Genomic DNA, 17,998 nt, shown 5'->3' with positions numbered 1-17,998 from the left:
CGCTGAACATCTGCGTCTTCTGCTCCGCCGCCGAGCTCGACGAGGTCTACACCGGCGCGGCACGCGAGTTGGCCGAGCTTATCGGCAAGCGCGGACACACGCTGGTGTGGGGAGGAAGCGACTGCGGCCTGATGAAGGTGGTCGCCGACGGCGTGCAGGGTGCCGGCGGGCGGCTGGTGGGCATCTCGGTGGAGTTCCTCCACCACAGGGCGCGGGTCGCCGCCGATGAGATGATCATCACGGCGACGCTGGCGGAACGGAAGGCGCTGCTGCTGGAACGCGCCGACGCCGTGGTGGTGATGGTCGGCGGTACCGGCACCCTGGACGAGGCGACGGACATCCTCGAGCTGAAGAAGCACGGCCTGCACGGCAAGCCGGTCGTGGTGCTCAACACCGCCGGCTTCTACGACGGTCTGCGGCGGCAGATGGAACGGATGGACGCCGAGGGCTTCCTGCCGGTGCCGCTGCCGGGCCTGGTCACCTTCGCCGACGATGCCGAGGCGGCCATCGCCGCGCTCGGCGCGTGAGGGACGATGTCGGCATGTCGACCCACACCTCCCCCGCCACCCACCTGATCACCGGAGCCGGCTCCGGCATCGGCGCCGCCGTCGCCCGCCGGCTGCTGGACCGCGGCGACGTGCTGTGGCTGCTCGCCCGCGACGCGGGCCGCGCGAAGGAACTGGCCGCCGAGTTCCCCGGCGCGCACACCGTCGTCGGCGACCTCGCCGAGCCGGAGCGGCTGTCCTGGGCGCTGAGCCACCAGACCCTGCCCGACCGGCTGGACTCGCTCCAGCACATCGCCGGAGTGGTCGAGCTGGGGTCGGTCGGCGACCTGACGCCGAAGGTCTGGAACGCCACGCTGGCCGCCAACCTGGTGGCGCCGGCGGAGCTGACCCGGCTGCTGCTGCCGCAACTCCGCCTGGCCCAGGGCCACGTGCTGTTCGTCAACTCCGGCGCCGGCCTGCGAACGAACGGCGAGTGGGGGGCGTACGCGGCGAGCAAGCACGGCCTGAAGGCCCTCGCGGACGCGCTGCGCTGGGAGGAGAGCGGCAACGGCCTGCGCGTCACCTCCGTGTACCCCGGCCGCACGGCCACGCCGATGCAGGAGAAGGTGCACCGGCAGGAGGGCAGGGACTACGACCCGGAGCGCTGGATCACCCCGGACGCGGTCGCCACGACCCTGCTCACCGCCCTGGACCTGCCGCGCGGCAGCGAGGTCACCGACCTGTCCGTGCGCCCGACCGCATGAGCGCGCCCGACCGCACCGCCGGACACGTGTGGGGTCCGGGCGCGGCGACCGGCATCGGCTCGATGCCCGGCGGCGACGCGCGCGAGACCGCCAAGGCAGTCACGGGCACGCTGGAGGCGTTGCCGTACCTGCCCGAACTGCCCGCGCGCGGGCCCGGCGCCGACATGACCGGCCGGACCGCCGGGATGCTCGCCGAGCTGTACGCACAGCTGGAGCCCAGCGGCTGGCGCCTGGCTGACCGGCCGGGGCGGGACACCCGCCGGGCCCGGGCCTGGCTCCGCGAGGACCTGGACGCCCTGGAGGAGTTCACCCAGGGCCACACCGGCGCCCTGAAGGTCTCCGTGGTGGGGCCGTGGACGCTCGCCGCCGCCCTCCAGCTGCGCGGGGGCGAGGCGATGCTCACCGACCCCGGTGCCTGCCGGGACCTGGCCGCCTCACTCGCCGAGGGTGTGCGCGCGCACCTCGACGACCTGCGGCGACGCGTGCCGGACGGGCGGCTGGTGCTCCAGCTGGACGAGCCGTCGCTTGCCGCCGTGCTGCGCGGACGGGTGCCCACCGCGAGCGGCTACCGCACCTACCGGGCGGTGGACCGGGCCGTGGTGGAGGGGACGCTGCGCGACCTCGTGGGGGTGCACGACGGGCCGGTGATCGTGCACTCGTGTGCCGCGGAGGTGCCGTTCGCACTCCTGCGCCGGGCCGGTGCGGCGGGCGTGTCGTTCGACTTCGGCCGGCTCACGTCCGGCGGCACGGACACGGAGAGTGTCGAGGACGCGATCGGCGAGGCCGCCGAGGCGGGCACGGCGCTCTTCGCCGGCGTCGTCCCGGGCGACGGCGCGGATGCCGCGTCGTTGTCAGACCCGGCGAGTAGCGTCATGGGTGTCAGGTCGCTGTGGCGCAGGCTGGGGCTGTCGCCGGCTCTGCTGACGGAGTCGGTGACGGTCACTCCGGTGTGCGGTCTCGCGGGCGCCTCCCCGGCGTACGCGCGGGCCGTCCTGGAGCACTGCGTACGGGCCGCGAGATCACTCGCTGACAACCCTGAGTGACGGGGCTACGGGACGCACGGGAGGACGAGACGGTGGTCGGCGCACAGCAGTCGGAGCAGAGCGGCATCCCCGCCGAAAAGCGGGAGGAGCACCAGCTGCTCGCGGAGCAGATCGAGGAACACCGCTTCCGTTACTACGTCAAGGACGCGCCGGTCGTCAGCGACACCGAGTTCGACCGGCTGCTGCGCACGCTGGAGGCCCTCGAGGAGGAGCACCCGGGGCTGCGCACGCCCGACTCGCCGACGCAGAAGGTCGCCGGGCAGTACGAGACGGAGTTCACCGAGGTCGCGCACCGGGAGCGGATGCTCTCCCTGGACAACGCCTTCGACGAGGAGGAGCTGGAGGGCTGGGGCGACCGGCTGGCGCGCGAGCTGGAGGGCGTGCCGTACCGCTTCCTGTGCGAGCTGAAGATCGACGGCCTCGCCGTCAACCTCACCTACGAGCACGGCCGTCTCACGCGTGCCGCGACCCGCGGCGACGGCCGGACCGGCGAGGACATCACGCCGAATGTCCGCACCATCGCGGACATCCCGCAGCGGCTCACCGGCGCGGACGTTCCGGCCCTGGTCGAGGTGCGCGGCGAGGTCTTCTTCCCGATGGAGGGCTTCCAGGAGCTCAACGCGAGGCTGGTGGAGGCCGGTGACAAGCCGTTCGCCAACCCGCGGAACGCCGCGGCCGGCTCGCTGCGGCAGAAGGACCCGCGGGTCACCGCGTCCCGCCCGCTGCACATGGTGGTGCACGGCATCGGCGCCCGCGACGGCTTCCGTATCGACCGGCTCTCCGAGGCGTACGACCTGCTGCGCGGCTGGGGCCTGCCGGTCTCCCCGCACATCCGGGTGGTCGACGACCTGGCGGGGGTACGGACGTTCATCACCGAGTACGGCGACCGGCGCCACTCCGTCGAACACGAGATCGACGGCGTCGTGGTGAAGCTGGACGAGATCCCGCTCCAGGGCCGGCTCGGCTCCACCTCCCGCGCGCCGCGCTGGGCCATCGCCTGGAAGTTCGCCCCCGAGGAGGTCAACACCAGGCTTGTCGACATCCGGGTGGGCGTCGGCCGCACCGGCCGGGTCACGCCGTTCGCCGTGGTCGAACCGGTCACCGTCGCCGGCTCCGAGGTCGAGTTCGCCACCCTGCACAACCAGGACGTGGTGAAGGCCAAGGGCGTCCTCATCGGGGACACCGTGGTGCTGCGCAAGGCCGGTGACGTCATCCCGGAGATCCTCGGCCCGGTCGCCGACCTGCGGGACGGCTCGGAGCGCGCCTTCGTGATGCCCGCCGAGTGCCCGGACTGCGGGACGGCGCTGCGCCCCATGAAGGAGGGCGACGTCGACCTGCGCTGCCCAAACGCCCGGTTCTGCCCGGCCCAGCTCCGCGAGCGGATCTATTACCTCGCCGGACGCAAGGCGCTGGACATCGAGCACTTCGGCTACGTCGCGGCCACCGCGCTGACGCAGCCGCTGGAGCCGGCCGAGCCGCCGCTGCGCGACGAGTCCGGCCTGTTCGAGCTGACCGTCGAGGAGCTGCTGCCGATCCGGTCGCACGTCCTGGACCAGGACACCGGGCTCCCCAAGCGCGACCCCGACACCGGCGAGGCGAAGGTCGTCACCTTCTTCGCCAACAAGCAGGGCGAGCCGAAGCGCAACACCCTCGCGCTGCTGGAGAAGATCGAGGAGGCGAAGCGGCGGCCGCTGGCCCGCGTCATCACCGGGCTGTCCATCCGGCACGTCGGTCCGGTCGCGGCGGAAGCCCTGGCCCGCGAGTTCCGGTCGCTGGACCGCATCATGGCGGCGAGCGAGGAGGAGCTGGCGGCCACCGAGGGCGTCGGGCCGACCATCGCGGCCTCGCTGAAGGACTGGTTCGCGGAGGACTGGCACCGCGAGATCGTGGAGCGCTGGCGCACCGCGGGTGTGCGGATGGAGGAGGAGCGGCCCGAGGGCGACGAGGGCGTCCGGGCCCTGGAGGGGATCACCGTGGTGGTCACGGGCACCCTCGCCTCGCACACCCGGGACGGCGCCAAGGAAGCTCTGCAGCAGCAGGGCGCCAAGGTGTCCGGGTCGGTCTCCAAGAAGACCGGATTCGTCGTTGTGGGTGATAACCCTGGCTCAAAATATGACAAGGCGGTCCAGTTGAAGGTGCCGATTCTCGACGAGGACGGCTTCGCCGTCCTGTTGGCCCTAGGCGCCGACGCCGCCCGCGAGGCCGCCCAGGCGCCACCCGAGTAGCCCGCCCGCATGCCCGTGCCGCCTGCGCGTTCGCCGGCACCCGGCCCGGCGGGGCGCCGGCAGGTGGCAGCTCGCGCAACGAGGTTTGGACACCACCCGATCGGCCTATACCAGAGGGGAGTCCACGACCGGACGGCATTCGGGCAACCGCGGCAGATCGGTGCCCCTGGCAGCCAGTTCCGGCCTACTGTTGAACGGTGAGCCTGTCGTGGCGGCGTCAGGCGCGGACGGTCGTGAGAGGGACGGGCATGCAGGAACCCCGCGGTGCCGAGACCGTGTCATGGCTGCGGCGCGTCTTCCCGTTCGGCGTGCCCGGTGTGGCGCCCGCCGTGGTCGCCCTCGCGGCCGTCGCCCTCGCGGCCGGCGTGTACCGGGTGCTGCACGGCGGACACGCCCTCTTCCCCGACGGCGCCGCCGGCTGGTCGTTCGCGATCCTCACCGGCCTCGTGGTGGTGCACCTCGTCGCCCTCGGACGTGACCGGTGGTGGGGCGGCACCGGCTCCGGCGCAGCCCTCACCCTGGCCATTCTGCTGCTGTACGGCTGGGTGCCCTCGGTGCTGGTGTCCCTGGCCGTCGTCACCCTGGTCGGTGCCGCCCGCCTGAACCGGTGGCGCCAGGCGCTGGTCCACGGCGCCTCGGACATTCTCGCCGTCGGCGGAGCCGCCCTCACACTGGGGCTCTTCGAGGTCAGCGCCTCCGTCGAGGACCCGTGGACGCCGGCCGACTGGGACGCCTACGCGGTGCCCGAACTCATCGGTGCCGCCACCGTCTACCTGCTTCTCAGCCGGGCCCTGCTGTGGTGCTGCTTCGCCTCCCCGGCCGCCGACCTCGTCGGCTGCGCCCGCACCGCGCTGCTGCGGCAGGGCCTGGTCGTCGTCGCGTTACTCGGGATCTCCCCGCTGATCGTGGTCGTCGGCGTCCACATGCCGCTGGTGCTGCCGTTGTTCGCCGTCCCGCTGATCGCCCTCGACTCCACCCTGTGGATCGCCCGCGCCCGCGCCGAGGAACAGCTCCGCGACCCGCTCACCGGTCTCCCCAACCGCCAGTGGCTGATGCAGCGCGCCCGGTCCGCGCTCGGCGAGGCCGGCCGCGCGGAGAGCCGCACCGCACTGCTGCTCATCGATCTCGACCGGTTCCGTTCCGTCAACGACACCCTCGGCCACCCGGCGGGGGACCGGCTGCTGCTCCAGATCGCCGACCGGCTCCGCGCCGTCCTGCCGCGCGGTGCCGAGGCGGCCCGGCTCGGCGGCGACGAGTTCGCCGTCCTGCTGCCGAGGGTCGACTCCACCACCAGCGCCCAGCGCGTCGCCCGCCACGTGGTCGGCGCGCTCGGCTCCCCGCTCGACCTGGACGGGCTCACCCTCGTCCTGGAGGCCAGCGCCGGCGTCGCCGTCTTCCCCGAGCACGCCCAGGAGGCCGAGGGGCTGCTGCGGCGCGCCGACGTCGCCATGTACGAGGCCAAGCGCGACCGCTCCGGTGTCGAGGTGTACGAGGCCACCCGCGACGGCAACACCCCCGACCGCCTCGGGCTCCTCGCCGACCTGCGCCGCGCCCTGGACGCCGGCGAGGTCGAACTCCACTACCAGCCCAAGGTGGGCTTCGACGGCCGCGTCCTCGGCCTGGAGGCCCTGGTCCGCTGGAAGCATCCGGACCGCGGCCGGGTCCCCCCGGACGAGTTCATAGCGATCGCCGAGACGTCCGGCCTGATGCCGCGGCTCACCGAGTACGTGCTGGAGACCGCGCTGGCGCAGGTCGCCCGCTGGCGCGCCGCCGGACTCACCGTGCCGGTCGCCGTGAACGTCTCCCCGCGCGACGTGCGCAGCCCCGGCTTCGCCGGCGCCGTCGCCGCGCGCCTCGCCCGGCACTGCGTACCGCCGAGCGCCCTGCAGTTGGAGATCACCGAGCACGTGCTGCTGGAGGAGCCCCAGCGCGCCGCCGACACTCTCGCCGCCCTCGTCGGCCACGGGGTGCGGATGTCGCTCGACGACTTCGGCACCGGCTACTCGTCGCTGGTCCACCTGCGGCGGCTCCCGGTCGGCGAACTCAAGATCGACCGCTCGTTCGTGGCCCGCCTCGCCGTCGACCCGGAGGACGCGGAGATCGTGCGCTGCACGGTCGACCTCGCGCACTCACTCGGGCTGCAGGTCGTCGCCGAGGGCGTCGAGGACGACGAGACGTGGGAACGGCTGCGTGACCTGCGCTGCGACGCGGTGCAGGGGTGGCTGGTGGCCGCCGCCATGCCGCCCGTGGAGGCCACCGCATGGCTGCGCTCGCGCGGCGCCGGCCCCGCGAAGCCCCGCGCCCTCCCGGCCGCGCCCCTTCGCGGCGCCGACCAGCCGGCCCTCTGACCCGCACCCTCGGTCCCGCGCCCGCTGACGCCCCGTGCTCCCGCCGCGCCGACGAGCGGCCGCCGGGCAAACGGTTTAGGCCACAGGCCGCGGTCGCCATAGGATTGGGCGGAGCCCACCACACGCAACTCACCCTCGAGGATCCGCATGCCTGGCATCACGCGCGAGGAGGTCGCCCACCTCGCCCGGCTGGCACGTCTGGAGCTGAAGGACGAAGAGCTCGACCACTTCGCCGGACAGCTCGACGACATCATCGGCGCCGTCGCCGCCGTGTCCGACGTCGCCGACGAGGACGTACCGCCGACCTCCCACCCGCTGCCGCTGACCAACGTCATGCGCCCGGACGAGGTCCGTCCGAGCCTGACGCCCGAGCAGGCGCTCTCCGGCGCACCCGCGCAGGAGCAGCAGCGTTTCAAGGTGCCGCAGATCCTGGGGGAGGACTGACCGCCATGAGTGAACTGATCAAGCTCACCGCCGCGGAGATCGCCGCGAAGATCGCCTCCGGCGAGGTCACCGCCGTCCAGGTCGCCGAGGCCCACCTGGCCCGGATCGACGCCGTCGACGAGAAGGTGCACGCCTTCCTGCACGTGGACCGCGAGGGCGCGCTCGCCCAGGCGCGCGAGGTCGACGCGAAGCGGGAACGCGGCGAGAAGCTCGGCCCGCTGGCCGGCGTGCCCCTCGCGCTGAAGGACATCTTCACCACCGCGGGCATCCCCACGACCGTCGGGTCCAGGATCCTCGAGGGCTGGATCCCTCCGTACGACGCCACCGTGACCCGCCGCCTCAAGGAGGCGGACGTGGTCATCCTCGGCAAGACCAACATGGACGAGTTCGCCATGGGGTCCTCGACCGAGAACAGCGCCTACGGCCCGACCGGCAACCCGTGGGACCTGACCCGCATCCCCGGCGGCTCTGGCGGCGGCTCGTCCGCCTCCCTCGCCTCCTACCAGGCGCCGCTGGCGATCGGCACGGACACCGGCGGCTCGATCCGCCAGCCCGCCGCCGTCACCGGAACGGTCGGCGTCAAGCCGACCTACGGCGGCGTCTCCCGCTACGGCATGGTCGCCTTCTCCTCCTCCCTCGACCAGGGCGGCCCGTGCGCCCGCACGGTGCTGGACGCGGCGCTGCTGCACAGCGTCATCGCGGGCCACGACCCGATGGACTCGACCTCCATCGACCAGCCGGTCCCGGACGTCGTCGAGGCCGCGCGGAACGGCGGTGTCGAGGGCCTGCGCGTCGGAGTGGTGAAGGAGTTCCGCGGCGAGGGCTACCAGGCCGGCGTGATGCAGCGCTTCGACGAGGCCGTCGAGCTGCTGAAGGAACTGGGCGCCGACGTCGTCGAGGTGTCCTGCCCGTCCTTCACCAAGGCCCTGGCCGCTTACTACCTGATCGCGCCGAGCGAGTGCTCGTCCAACCTGGCCCGCTTCGACGCCATGCGCTACGGCCTCCGCGTGGGCGACGACGGCACCCGTTCCGCCGAGGACGTGACCGCGCTGACCCGCGAGGCCGGCTTCGGCGACGAGGTGAAGCGCCGCGTGATGCTGGGCACCTACGCGCTCAGCTCCGGCTACTACGACGCCTACTACGGCTCCGCGCAGAAGGTCCGCACCCTCATCACGCGCGACTTCGAGAAGGCGTACGAGCAGGTCGACGTACTCGTCTCGCCGACGACCCCGACCACCGCCTTCCCGATCGGCGAACGGGCCGACGACCCGATGGCGATGTACCTCGCAGACCTGTGCACCATCCCGTCCAACCTGGCCGGCAACGCCGCGATGTCGCTGCCCTGCGGCCTGGCGCCGGAGGACGGGCTCCCGGTGGGGCTGCAGATCGTCGCCCCCGCCATGGCCGATGACCGTCTCTACCGTGTCGGTGCCGCCGTCGAGGCCGCGTACCAGGCACGTTGGGGACACCCGTTGCTCGAGGAGGCTCCGTCGCTGTGAGTGGAAAGCTGCAGAAGGCCAAGGGATTCAAGAAGTCCCGGACCGGCATGTACATCTCCATCGCCACCTCGCTGTTCGGCGTCGTGGGCACCGTGAAGCGTGGCAAGCAGGCCCGTGCGGAGGGCGACACCCTCCAGCTCGTCGACGTGGCCGTGTCGGCCGCCGGCATCGTCACGGGCGTCGCGCTGCTCGTCCGCGAACTGCGCCGGATGGACCTGGAAGACGTCGTGGACGACGTCCTCGACTGAGAGGCTTGAATTTCCGTGACCGTCACTGAACTGGTGTCCTACGAGGACGCCCTGGCCGACTTCGACCCCGTGATGGGGCTTGAGGTGCACGTCGAGCTCGGCACCAGGACCAAGATGTTCTGCGGGTGCTCCACCGCCCTGGGCGCGGACGCCAACACCCAGACCTGCCCCACCTGTCTGGGGCTGCCCGGCTCGCTGCCGGTCGTCAACGCGACCGGCGTCGAGTCCGCCGTGCGGATCGGTCTCGCGCTGAACTGCGAGATCGCCGAGTGGTGCCGCTTCGCCCGGAAGAACTACTTCTATCCGGACATGCCGAAGAACTTCCAGACCTCCCAGTACGACGAGCCGATCGCCTTCGGCGGCTACCTCGACGTGCAACTGGAGGACGGCGAGGTCTTCCGCGTGGAGATCGAGCGCGCCCACATGGAGGAGGACACCGGCAAGTCCACCCACATCGGCGGCGCGACCGGCCGTATCCACGGCGCCTCGCACTCGCTGCTGGACTACAACCGGGCCGGCATTCCGCTGATCGAGATCGTCACCAAGCCGATCACCGGCGTCGGCGCGCGCGCCCCCGAGGTCGCCAGGGCGTACGTGGCCGAACTGCGCGAACTTATCCGCGCGCTGGACGTCTCCGAGGCCCGCATGGAGATGGGCCAGATGCGCTGCGACGTCAACCTGTCGCTGCGCCCGCACGGCCGGGAGACGTTCGGCACCCGTTCCGAGACCAAGAACGTCAACTCGCTGCGGTCCGTCGAACGGGCGGTCCGCTTCGAGGTGCAGCGGCACGCGGGCGTACTCGGCGGCGGCGGGACGATCGTGCAGGAGACCCGCCACTTCCACGAGGAGGACGGCTCCACCACCTCCGGGCGCGTCAAGGAGGAGGCGGAGGACTACCGGTACTTCCCGGAGCCCGACCTCGTCCCGGTCGCCCCGTCCCGCGAGTGGGTGGAGAAGCTCCGCGCCGAGCTGCCCGAACTGCCGCGCGTGCGCCGCAACCGGCTGCGCGAGGAGTGGGGCATCTCCGAGCACGAGATGCAGTCGGTGCTCAACGCGGGCGCGGTCGGCCTGATCGTCGCCACCATCGACGCCGGCGCCCCGTCCGACCAGGCCCGCAAGTGGTGGATGGGCGAACTGGCGCGCCGCGCCAACGAGCAGGAGGCCGAACTCGGCGACCTGCCCATCACGCCCGAGCAGGTCGCCCGGCTCTGCGCGCTGGTCGCCGAGGGGTCCCTCAACGACAAACTCGCGCGGCAGACCATCGAGGGCGTCCTCGCCGGAGAGGGCGGCCCGGACGAGGTCGTGGACAAGCGCGGCCTCAAGGTCGTCTCCGACGAGGGCGCACTGGGCAAGGCCGTCGACGAGGCCATCGAGGGCAACCAGGCGATCGCGGACAAGATCCGCGGCGGCAAGGTCGCGGCGGCCGGAGCCCTCGTGGGCGCGGTCATGAAGGCCACCCGAGGCCAGGCCGACGCCGCGCGCGTGCGCGAGCTCATCCTCGAGCGGCTTGCCCCGAGAGAATGACCGAGCACAGTCTCGAGAAGCTCGGCGTCGAGGGCTGAGCACCGGCGCGGGCACGTGAGCAGGACGGTGAAGGGCGGTTCCGCAGCAGCGGAGCCGCCCTTCCGCCGCTCCGGGGGCTAGGGTGGCGGTGGCTGTCCGCGCAGGTCCGTTAGGAGGAGGTGGAAACGTGATCACCCGGGTGGAGATCGACGGGTTCAAGTCGTTTCTGAATTTCGAGTTGGACGTACACCCGTGCACGGTGCTCATGGGCACCAACGGTTCGGGGAAGTCCAACCTGCTGGACGCGCTGGACTTCGTCCGCAAGGCCGTCACCAGTGGCTTCCCCTCGTCGCTGGGCACCGACCCGCCGCTCGCCCCGCGGCACCTGTTCCACCACGCCGCCGGCAGCGACGGCACGTACTCCTCCACCGTGATGAGCATCAAGGTCGGCATGATCGTGCCGTCCGCCGACGGTCCGCTGCCGATGGTCGTGTGGCTGGAGGTGGAGCGCGACACGCGGCCGCCCGAGTCTTCCCGGGCGACGCCGCTGCCGGTGCGCGCCAGCGTCTGGGTCAGCAGCATGGACCGCACCGGCTGGATGGGCCGCCTGGGCATGCCCGAGGAGCTGAAGGCCGCCCTGTCCGAGGCGCGCGAGAAGTTCCTCAAGCGCACCGGCACCGACTGGGTGTCGCTGGACGCCGAGTCCGCCGGGGCCGGCCGGGACGGCGCCGAACTGCTGGCCCTGCTGCACCGGGAGTGCGCCACCTGGCAGCCCATCGCCCTCGACCCGGCCGCGCTGCGCAGGCCGTTCGGCGGCAGCGAGGTCGCGCCGCTCCAGGCGGACGGCGGCAACCTGGCCGCCGTGCTGCACCGCGTCGGCCGTGACGAGCGCAGCGCCATGGAGGCGGACCTGGCCGCGCTGATCCCCGAGACCGACGGCATCCGGCCGCTGTTCGACGAGCGGCGCGGGGAGTACGACTTCGACGTGCTGTTCAGCCACACCGGCTGGACGTCGCCGCCGATGCTGTCCGGCGGCACGCTCCGCGTGCTCGCGCTCCTCGCCGCCTGGTACGACGACCGGCGGGCCGGCGTCCTGGCCGTCGAGGAGCTGGAGAACGGCCTGCACCCGTCCCGGCTGCCGGAGTTGGTGCGGCGGCTGCTCCGCGGGGTCGACGGGTACGACGACCTGACCCGGCGGGCCACGCAGGTCAGCGGCTTCCGCCAGCTCATCGCGACCACGCACTCGCCCGCGCTGCTCTCGGCGCTGCGCGACGAGACCTCCGGCGGGCTGGTCTTCCTGGAGCCGGACTCCCGCGTCGACGCGGACTCGCACACGGTGTCCACGGTCACCCGGGCCCGTCCGGTGCGCGAGCGCCGCCCCGGCGAGGACGCGGACGCGACCGTCTCCGTCGACGAGGCGATCGCCCAGCTCGGCGCCACGGCCTGACCTCCGCCGAAAGAGCGCTTCGCACGGCTTCCCCCGGATTCCGCCCCCGCGCGGGTCCGGGGGGAAGCCGTGTCGGACGGCACGTGTGACGAGCGGCACGAAAGCCGCAAACGATCACGTCCGGATGGCACAGTACGGCCCTGGGGAACCGCAATCGGAAAACCAGGAAAGCACACGGTATGGCCGCTCTCGCCCGCTGGTGTCTGCGACGCCGCCTCGTCGTCGCCGCGCTGTGGCTCCTCGCCCTCGCCGGCACGGCGGCCGCCGTCACCGCCGTCGGGACCGCCTACACCAGCGACTACGGCGTCTCCGGCACCGAGTCCTCCCGCGCCCACGACCTGCTGCGCCAGGGTTTCCCCGACACCGCCGGCGAGAGCGACACCGTGGTGTGGCACGTGCCCGCCGGCCGGGACGGCGACGGGGTGAGCGAACCGGCCGTGCGGGAACGGATGGGGCAGGCGCTCCGGCAGATCGCGGACGTCCCCACCGTCTCCGGCGTCACCAGCCCCTACGCCGAGAACCCCCGCGCGGGCGACCGGATCAGCCGCGACAAAGAGACGGCCTATGCCACGGTGCACTTCGACCCGGCCGTCGAGGAGGTGCCGCAGGCGGACAGCGCACGCGTCGCCGACCTGGCCGCGGCCGCGGCCGCGGACGTCCCCGGCCTCCGGACGGCCGTCGGCGGTGCGAACGTCCCGGAGGCCGACACCGGCTCCACCCGCCTCAGCGAGGCCATCGGCGTCGCCGCCGCGGCCGTGGTGCTGCTCTTCGCCTTCGGCTCCCTGGCGGCCATGCTGCTGCCGCTCATCACCGCCGTGGTCAGCGTCGGCACCGCCTACCTGGTCACCGGCCTGCTCGGGCACGTCATGACGCTGGCCGACTTCGCACCCATGCTGGGCACCCTGATCGGACTCGGCGTGGGCATCGACTACGCCCTGTTCATCGTCACCCGGCACCGGCGCGGGCTGCGCCGCGGACTCACCGTCGCCGAGGCCGCCGAGGACGCCGTCTCCTCCGCCGGCCGGGCCGTGATCTTCGCCGGCGCCACCGTGTGCATCGCCCTGCTCGGCATGCTCGTGCTGCGTCTGGACTTCCTCGTCGGCGTCGCGGTCGCCGCCTCGGTGACCGTGCTGCTCGCCGTGCTCGCCTCGATCACCCTGCTGCCCTCCCTCCTCTCCGTCATCGGCGTGCGGGCCCTCAGCCGCCGCGAGCGGCGCAGGCTGGCGCGGTCCGGCCCGGCGGCCGAGGAGGGGACCGCCGGGCCGGCCGCGCGCTGGTCCGCGTTCGTCGAACGCCGCCCCCGCGTGCTCGGTGCGCTCGCCGCCGCCCTCATGGTGGTGCTCGCGCTTCCGGTGCTGGGCCTGCACCTGGGCACCGCCGACGGCGGCACCGCCCCGGCGGGCTCCTCCACCCGGCAGGCGTACGACCTGAGGGCCGACGGCTTCGGGCCCGGCATCAACGGGCCGCTCACCCTGGTCGCCGAGATCGACGGCCCCGAGGACCGCTCCGCGCTCGAACGGCTTCCGGGCGCGCTGCGCGACGCGCAGGGCGTCGCCGGCGTCACCGGCCCGGCGGTGAGCGAGCGCGGCGGTGTCGGCACCGTCACCGTGCTGCCCGACTCGGCCCCGCAGGACGTACGGACCTCGCAGCTCGTCGAACGGCTGCGCGCCGACGTGCTGCCCCGGGCTCTGGACGGGGCGCCGCTCACCGTGCACGTCGGCGGGCTGACCGCGAGCTACGACGACTTCGCCGACACCATCCTGGAGAAGCTGCCGCTCTTCCTCGGCGTCGTCGTCGCCCTCGGTTCGGCGTTGCTCCTGCTCGCCTTCCGGAGCATCGGTATCCCGGTCAAGGCGGCGCTGATGAACGTGCTGGCCGTGTCCGCGTCGTTCGGCGTGGTGGTCGCGGTCTTCCAGTGGGGCTGGGGCAGCGAGGGGATGGGTCTGGGAGGCGCGGGGCCGATCGAGCCCTTCCTGCCGGTCATCATGATCTCGGTCCTCTTCGGCCTGTCCATGGACTACCAGGTCTTCCTGGTCAGCCGCATGTACGAGGAGTGGCGCCGTACCGGCGACAACCGGCGCTCGGTGCGGGTGGGGCTCGCCGAGACCGGCCGCGTGATCAACTGCGCGGCGGCCATCATGATCGCGGTCTTCAGCGCGTTCGTGCTCAGCGGCGACCGGATCATCGCCATGTTCGGCATCGGCCTGGCGACGGCCGTCGCCCTGGACGCGTACGTCCTGCGCACCCTCCTGGTGCCCGCGCTGATGCACCTGCTCGGCGGCGCGAACTGGTGGCTGCCGAAGTGGCTGGACCGCATCCTGCCCCGGGTCACCATCGAGCCCCCGGAGCGTCCGGAGGCCGTCGGACCGGGCGCCGGCGAGCCGGCGTTCGTCCCGCACCAGCGGGACGGGGACCGCGTCTCCTCCGGCTGAGCCCCGGCCGCGCCCGCTCTGAGGTCCCTCGCAGCCCGCCTAAGACCTCCGCTCGCGGAACTAAGGCCCCCGCCGCCCCCGGAACGCGTCGGTCGCCCGATGTGCCGCACCCCCCTCACGGCGGAGGCTGGAGGTCGTCCGGGAGAACCGGACTCCGCACTCCAGGAGGGAAGCCCGACATGCTCGCTCAGGACTACGACCCGTACGCCGACGCACACCTGCTCCGCGCCGCCGACCTCCGGCGCCGCGCCGAGGCCGAGCGCCGCGCCGACGCGGCACGCGCCGCCCGGCGGGAGCGCCGGCTCAGCGACGAAGCGGAGGGGCGGGTGAGGCGGCTGCGCGACCGGTTCGTGCACGCGGCCTGAGGTCCGTCGTGACGGCCGCGCCCGCCACCGTCCCCGACCGGACGCCGGCATCCGCGCTCACCCGGATGCCGGCGTCCGGTGTCATGCTGGGGTCCGTGCTGAACGACATCGCCGGAAGCCCGGTTTTCGTCGGTCGCTCCCAGGAGCTGGCCGCCCTGCTCGACGCGCTGGCCCGGGCGGGGTCCGGCGAGCCGCAGGCGCTGCTCGTCGGCGGTGAGGCCGGCGTCGGCAAGACCCGACTGCTGGACGAGTACCTCGCTCGTGCACGCGCCGCCGGGGCCGTCACGGCGGTCGGCGGGTGCCTCGAACTCGGCGCGGACGGCCTGCCGTTCGCGCCCTTCGCCACCGCCCTGCGTGCCCTGCACCGCACCCTCGGCGCGGACGCCCTGAGCGTCGCCGCGGGCGGGCGCGAAGCCGAACTCGCCCGGCTGCTCCCCGACCTCGCCCCCGCGCATCCCGGTGCGGCCGCGGAAGGGCGGGCTCTCCGGGAGGCGTGGGACGAGGAGGACGGCCGGGCCCGGCTCTTCGAACTCACCGCCCAGCTGCTCGAACGCCTCACCGCCGAGCGCACGGTCGTCCTCGCGCTGGAGGACCTGCACTGGGCCGACCGGTCCACCCGCGAACTCCTCGGCTACCTCTACCGATCGCTCCAGGCGCCGTCCCGCCTGGTGCTGCTGGCCACCTATCGCGCCGACGACATCCACCGGCGGCACCCGCTGCGGCCCTTCCTCGCCGAGACCGACCGGCTGCGCACGGTCCGCCGCATCGACCTGCCCCGGCTGAGCCGGGACGAGGTGCGCGCGCAGATCGCCGGAATCCAGGGCGTGGCCGAGCCGCCCCGCGACCTCGTCGCGTCGGTCTACGCACGCACCGACGGGAACCCGTACTTCGTGGAGGAGCTGACCCACCACGGCGCGACCTGCTCGCTCAGCGACACCCTGCGGGACCTGCTGCTGGTCCGTGTCGAGGCGTTGCCCGAGGAGGCCCAGCAGGTGGTGCAGGTCGCGGCGCAGGGCGGCTCCGCGGTCGAGCACGCGCTGCTGGCCGCCGTCTGCGGGCTGCCCGCCGAAGAACTGCGCGGCGCGCTGCGCGCGGTGGTCGGCGCGAACGTGCTGATACCGACGGACGACGGCGACGGCTACCGCTTCCGGCACGCGCTGCTGCGCGAGGCCGTCAGCGAGGACCTGCTGCCCGGCGAGGGCGCCGGGCTCAGCCGGCAGTACGCCCGCGCCCTCGAGGCCGACCCTTCGCTGGTCCGCGCGGAGGTGCGCGCGACCCGGCTGGCCCACTACTGGTACCGGGGCCGTGACGCGGCGAAGGCGCTGCCCGCGGTGCTGGCCGCTTCCGTGGAGGCCCGCGCCCGGCACGCCTTCGCCGAGCAGCACCAGTTGCTGGAGCGCGCCGTCGAGCTGTGGGACGACGTCCCGGAGGACGTACGGGTCGCGCTGCGGCCCGTCGACCACGCCGAGGTCTATCCGCCGTGTGCGGGCGATCCGGGAGAGGGGTCGCTGCGCTTCATGGACCTGCTCGCCGAGACGGTGGTCGCGGCCCGGGTGGGCGGCGCGCTGGAGCGGGCCCTGGCCGTCGCCAAGCGGGCTCTGGCGTTGCTCGACGAAGGCCGCGACCCGCTGCGCGCGGCCTGGTTCTGGGTGCAGCGCGCCCGTCTCGCCGAGGGGCTGGCGCGGGGCGACGGCTGGGACGAGATCTCCCGCGCCCAGGAACTCGTGCGCGGCCTGCCGCCCTCGGCGGTGCACGCGGAGGTGCTCGCCTCGGCGGCCGGCTGGGGCATGAAGCACGATCCCGGGCCGGACACCCTGTCCACCGCCCTGCAGGCCGTCGGCCTCGCCCGCGTCGTCGGCGCCCGCCACATCGAGCAGAACGCCCGGATCACCCTGGGTGTGCTGATGGTGCAGGGCGGAGACGTGGGAGCGGGGCTGGCGGAGATCGGCATCGCCCAGGAACGGGCCGCCGGGATGGGCGAGTTCGGCCTGGTGATCCGCGCGGGGACCAACCTGGCCGCCGAACTGGAGTACGTCGGGCGGTCGGAGGAGGCCGTGGCCGCCGCGGCCGGCGCGGCCCGTACCGCGGCGGCGCACGGACGCCGGAACCAGCGAGCCTTCGCCCTCGGCAACCAGGCGGAGTCGCTCCACGCGCTGGGCCGGTGGGACGAGGCGGCGGAGGTGGTCGAGGAGGCGCGACAGCTCGCGGTGTGGCCGCACACCCGCGCCTCGCAGGAGGTGCACGCGGGCGAACTCGCCCTGGACCGGGGCGACCTGGCCGCGGTGGAGGCCGCCCGCCGCACTGCCGTCGAGCAGTACGCGCGGCAGCGCCGGCCGGAGCCTCAGAGCGAACTGCCGCTGCGGCGGTTCGCCCTCGCCCTCGCCGCCGGCCGGGGCGACTGGCGGGCCGCGCGGGCGGAGACGACACGGGTGCTGGACGAGGGCCTCCCGGTCGGGACGCACCCGTACGTCTGGCCGCTGCTGCACACGGCGGTCAGAGCGGAAGCGGACCTTCTGGGGCTGCCGGACGCCGAGGACGGCCGCTCGGAACTGCTGGCGCGGCTGCGGGTCGCGGCACGCAGGCTCCCGCACCCGGCGCCCGTGTGGACGGCGTGGTCGCTGCTGGTCGCCGCCGAACTCGACCGCGCGGAGGGCCGCTCGGACCCGCGGCGCTGGGCGGAGGCCGTCGCGGCGTTCGCGTCGCTGGAGCGCCCCTTCCAGCTGGCGCAGGCCCGCCAGCGGCTGGCCGAGGCGCTGCTGGACGACGGTGGCGACCGTGCCGAGGCGGCCCGGCTGCTGCGCGCGGCGCACGGAACGGCGCGGCGCCTCCGCGCCCGGGTGCTGCTGGAGGAGACCGCACAGCTCGCCGCACGGGCCCGCATCGCGGTGAACGGCGACACGCCCCGGGGGGAAGAGCAGGAGCCGGCTCCCGGCGACCCTGCGGACTCGTTCGGGCTCACGGCCCGCGAACGCGACGTGCTCGGCCTGGTCGCCGCCGGGCGCAGCAACCGTCAGATCGCGGAGCGGCTGTTCATCTCGCCGAAGACAGCCAGCGTGCACGTGTCCCGCATCCTGGCGAAGCTGGGCGTCGCAGGGCGCGGCGAGGCGGCGGCGATGGCGCACCGGCTCCGGCTCGTGGGGCCGGAACCGGAGTCGGAGGCGGCAGCACGGCGCTGACCGGCGGACGGTGCGCGGG

General features: G+C 73.6%; 13 protein-coding genes. All 13 read left to right on the top strand.

The genetic code is table 11. From position 1 onward, the window contains the following. Positions 1-2 precede the first annotated feature (2 nt). The 13 genes from E4198_RS05980 to E4198_RS05920 all read left to right on the top strand — a co-directional run bounded on the left by E4198_RS05980 (position 3) and on the right by E4198_RS05920 (position 17,979). Positions 3-527, top strand: coding sequence for a TIGR00730 family Rossman fold protein (locus E4198_RS05980; protein ID WP_136185204.1), 525 nt, complete (start codon positions 3-5; stop codon positions 525-527). Between the two features lie 14 nt (positions 528-541). Beyond that, on the top strand, positions 542-1,249 hold the full coding sequence (locus tag E4198_RS05975) for an SDR family oxidoreductase (RefSeq protein WP_037790977.1): 708 nt from the start codon (positions 542-544) through the stop codon (positions 1,247-1,249). Then, the gene (locus tag E4198_RS05970; RefSeq protein ID WP_136182250.1) at positions 1,246-2,292 is read left to right on the top strand and encodes a methionine synthase; all 1,047 of its coding nucleotides are present in this window, start codon (positions 1,246-1,248) and stop codon (positions 2,290-2,292) included. The genes E4198_RS05975 and E4198_RS05970 overlap by 4 nt, the downstream gene beginning before the upstream one ends. 32 nt (positions 2,293-2,324) lie before the next feature. After that, positions 2,325-4,517, top strand: coding sequence for an NAD-dependent DNA ligase LigA (gene ligA / locus E4198_RS05965; protein ID WP_136182249.1), 2,193 nt, complete (start codon positions 2,325-2,327; stop codon positions 4,515-4,517). A gap of 248 nt (positions 4,518-4,765) precedes the next feature. Beyond that, positions 4,766-6,865: a bifunctional diguanylate cyclase/phosphodiesterase gene (locus E4198_RS05960; protein WP_136182248.1), complete on the top strand. Its 2,100-nt coding sequence runs from the start codon at positions 4,766-4,768 to the stop codon at positions 6,863-6,865. Between the two features lie 147 nt (positions 6,866-7,012). Beyond that, on the top strand, positions 7,013-7,309 hold the full coding sequence (gatC, locus tag E4198_RS05955) for an Asp-tRNA(Asn)/Glu-tRNA(Gln) amidotransferase subunit GatC (RefSeq protein ID WP_136182247.1): 297 nt from the start codon (positions 7,013-7,015) through the stop codon (positions 7,307-7,309). A gap of 5 nt (positions 7,310-7,314) precedes the next feature. Beyond that, entirely contained in the window at positions 7,315-8,808 is a 1,494-nt protein-coding gene (gene gatA / locus E4198_RS05950) for an Asp-tRNA(Asn)/Glu-tRNA(Gln) amidotransferase subunit GatA (protein WP_136182246.1), read from the top strand. Then, positions 8,805-9,056 (top strand): hypothetical protein, encoded by a 252-nt coding sequence (locus tag E4198_RS05945; protein ID WP_136182245.1) that lies wholly within the window; start codon positions 8,805-8,807, stop codon positions 9,054-9,056. Before gatA ends, E4198_RS05945 begins: the two co-directional genes overlap by 4 nt. 15 nt (positions 9,057-9,071) lie before the next feature. After that, the gene (gene gatB / locus E4198_RS05940) at positions 9,072-10,580 is read left to right on the top strand and encodes an Asp-tRNA(Asn)/Glu-tRNA(Gln) amidotransferase subunit GatB (RefSeq protein ID WP_136182244.1); all 1,509 of its coding nucleotides are present in this window, start codon (positions 9,072-9,074) and stop codon (positions 10,578-10,580) included. Between the two features lie 166 nt (positions 10,581-10,746). Continuing rightward, positions 10,747-12,006, top strand: a complete 1,260-nt coding sequence (locus tag E4198_RS05935; protein WP_168711375.1) for an AAA family ATPase — start codon at positions 10,747-10,749, stop codon at positions 12,004-12,006. 179 nt (positions 12,007-12,185) lie between these two features. Beyond that, positions 12,186-14,438 carry an MMPL family transporter gene (locus tag E4198_RS05930; RefSeq protein ID WP_136182242.1) on the top strand — a complete coding sequence of 751 codons (2,253 nt, stop codon included), beginning with the start codon at positions 12,186-12,188 and terminating at the stop codon, positions 14,436-14,438. 179 nt (positions 14,439-14,617) lie between these two features. Next, entirely contained in the window at positions 14,618-14,803 is a 186-nt protein-coding gene (locus E4198_RS05925) for a hypothetical protein (RefSeq protein ID WP_136182241.1), read from the top strand. Between the two features lie 95 nt (positions 14,804-14,898). Continuing rightward, the gene (locus E4198_RS05920) at positions 14,899-17,979 is read left to right on the top strand and encodes an AAA family ATPase (RefSeq protein ID WP_348771287.1); all 3,081 of its coding nucleotides are present in this window, start codon (positions 14,899-14,901) and stop codon (positions 17,977-17,979) included. Positions 17,980-17,998 lie beyond the last annotated feature (19 nt).

Source organism: Streptomyces sp. RKND-216 (genome assembly GCF_004795255.1).
GTDB lineage: Bacteria > Actinomycetota > Actinomycetes > Streptomycetales > Streptomycetaceae > Streptomyces > Streptomyces hazeniae.
Note: the sequence above shows the minus strand (reverse complement) of the source record. Positions and strands in the feature narration are given on the sequence as shown.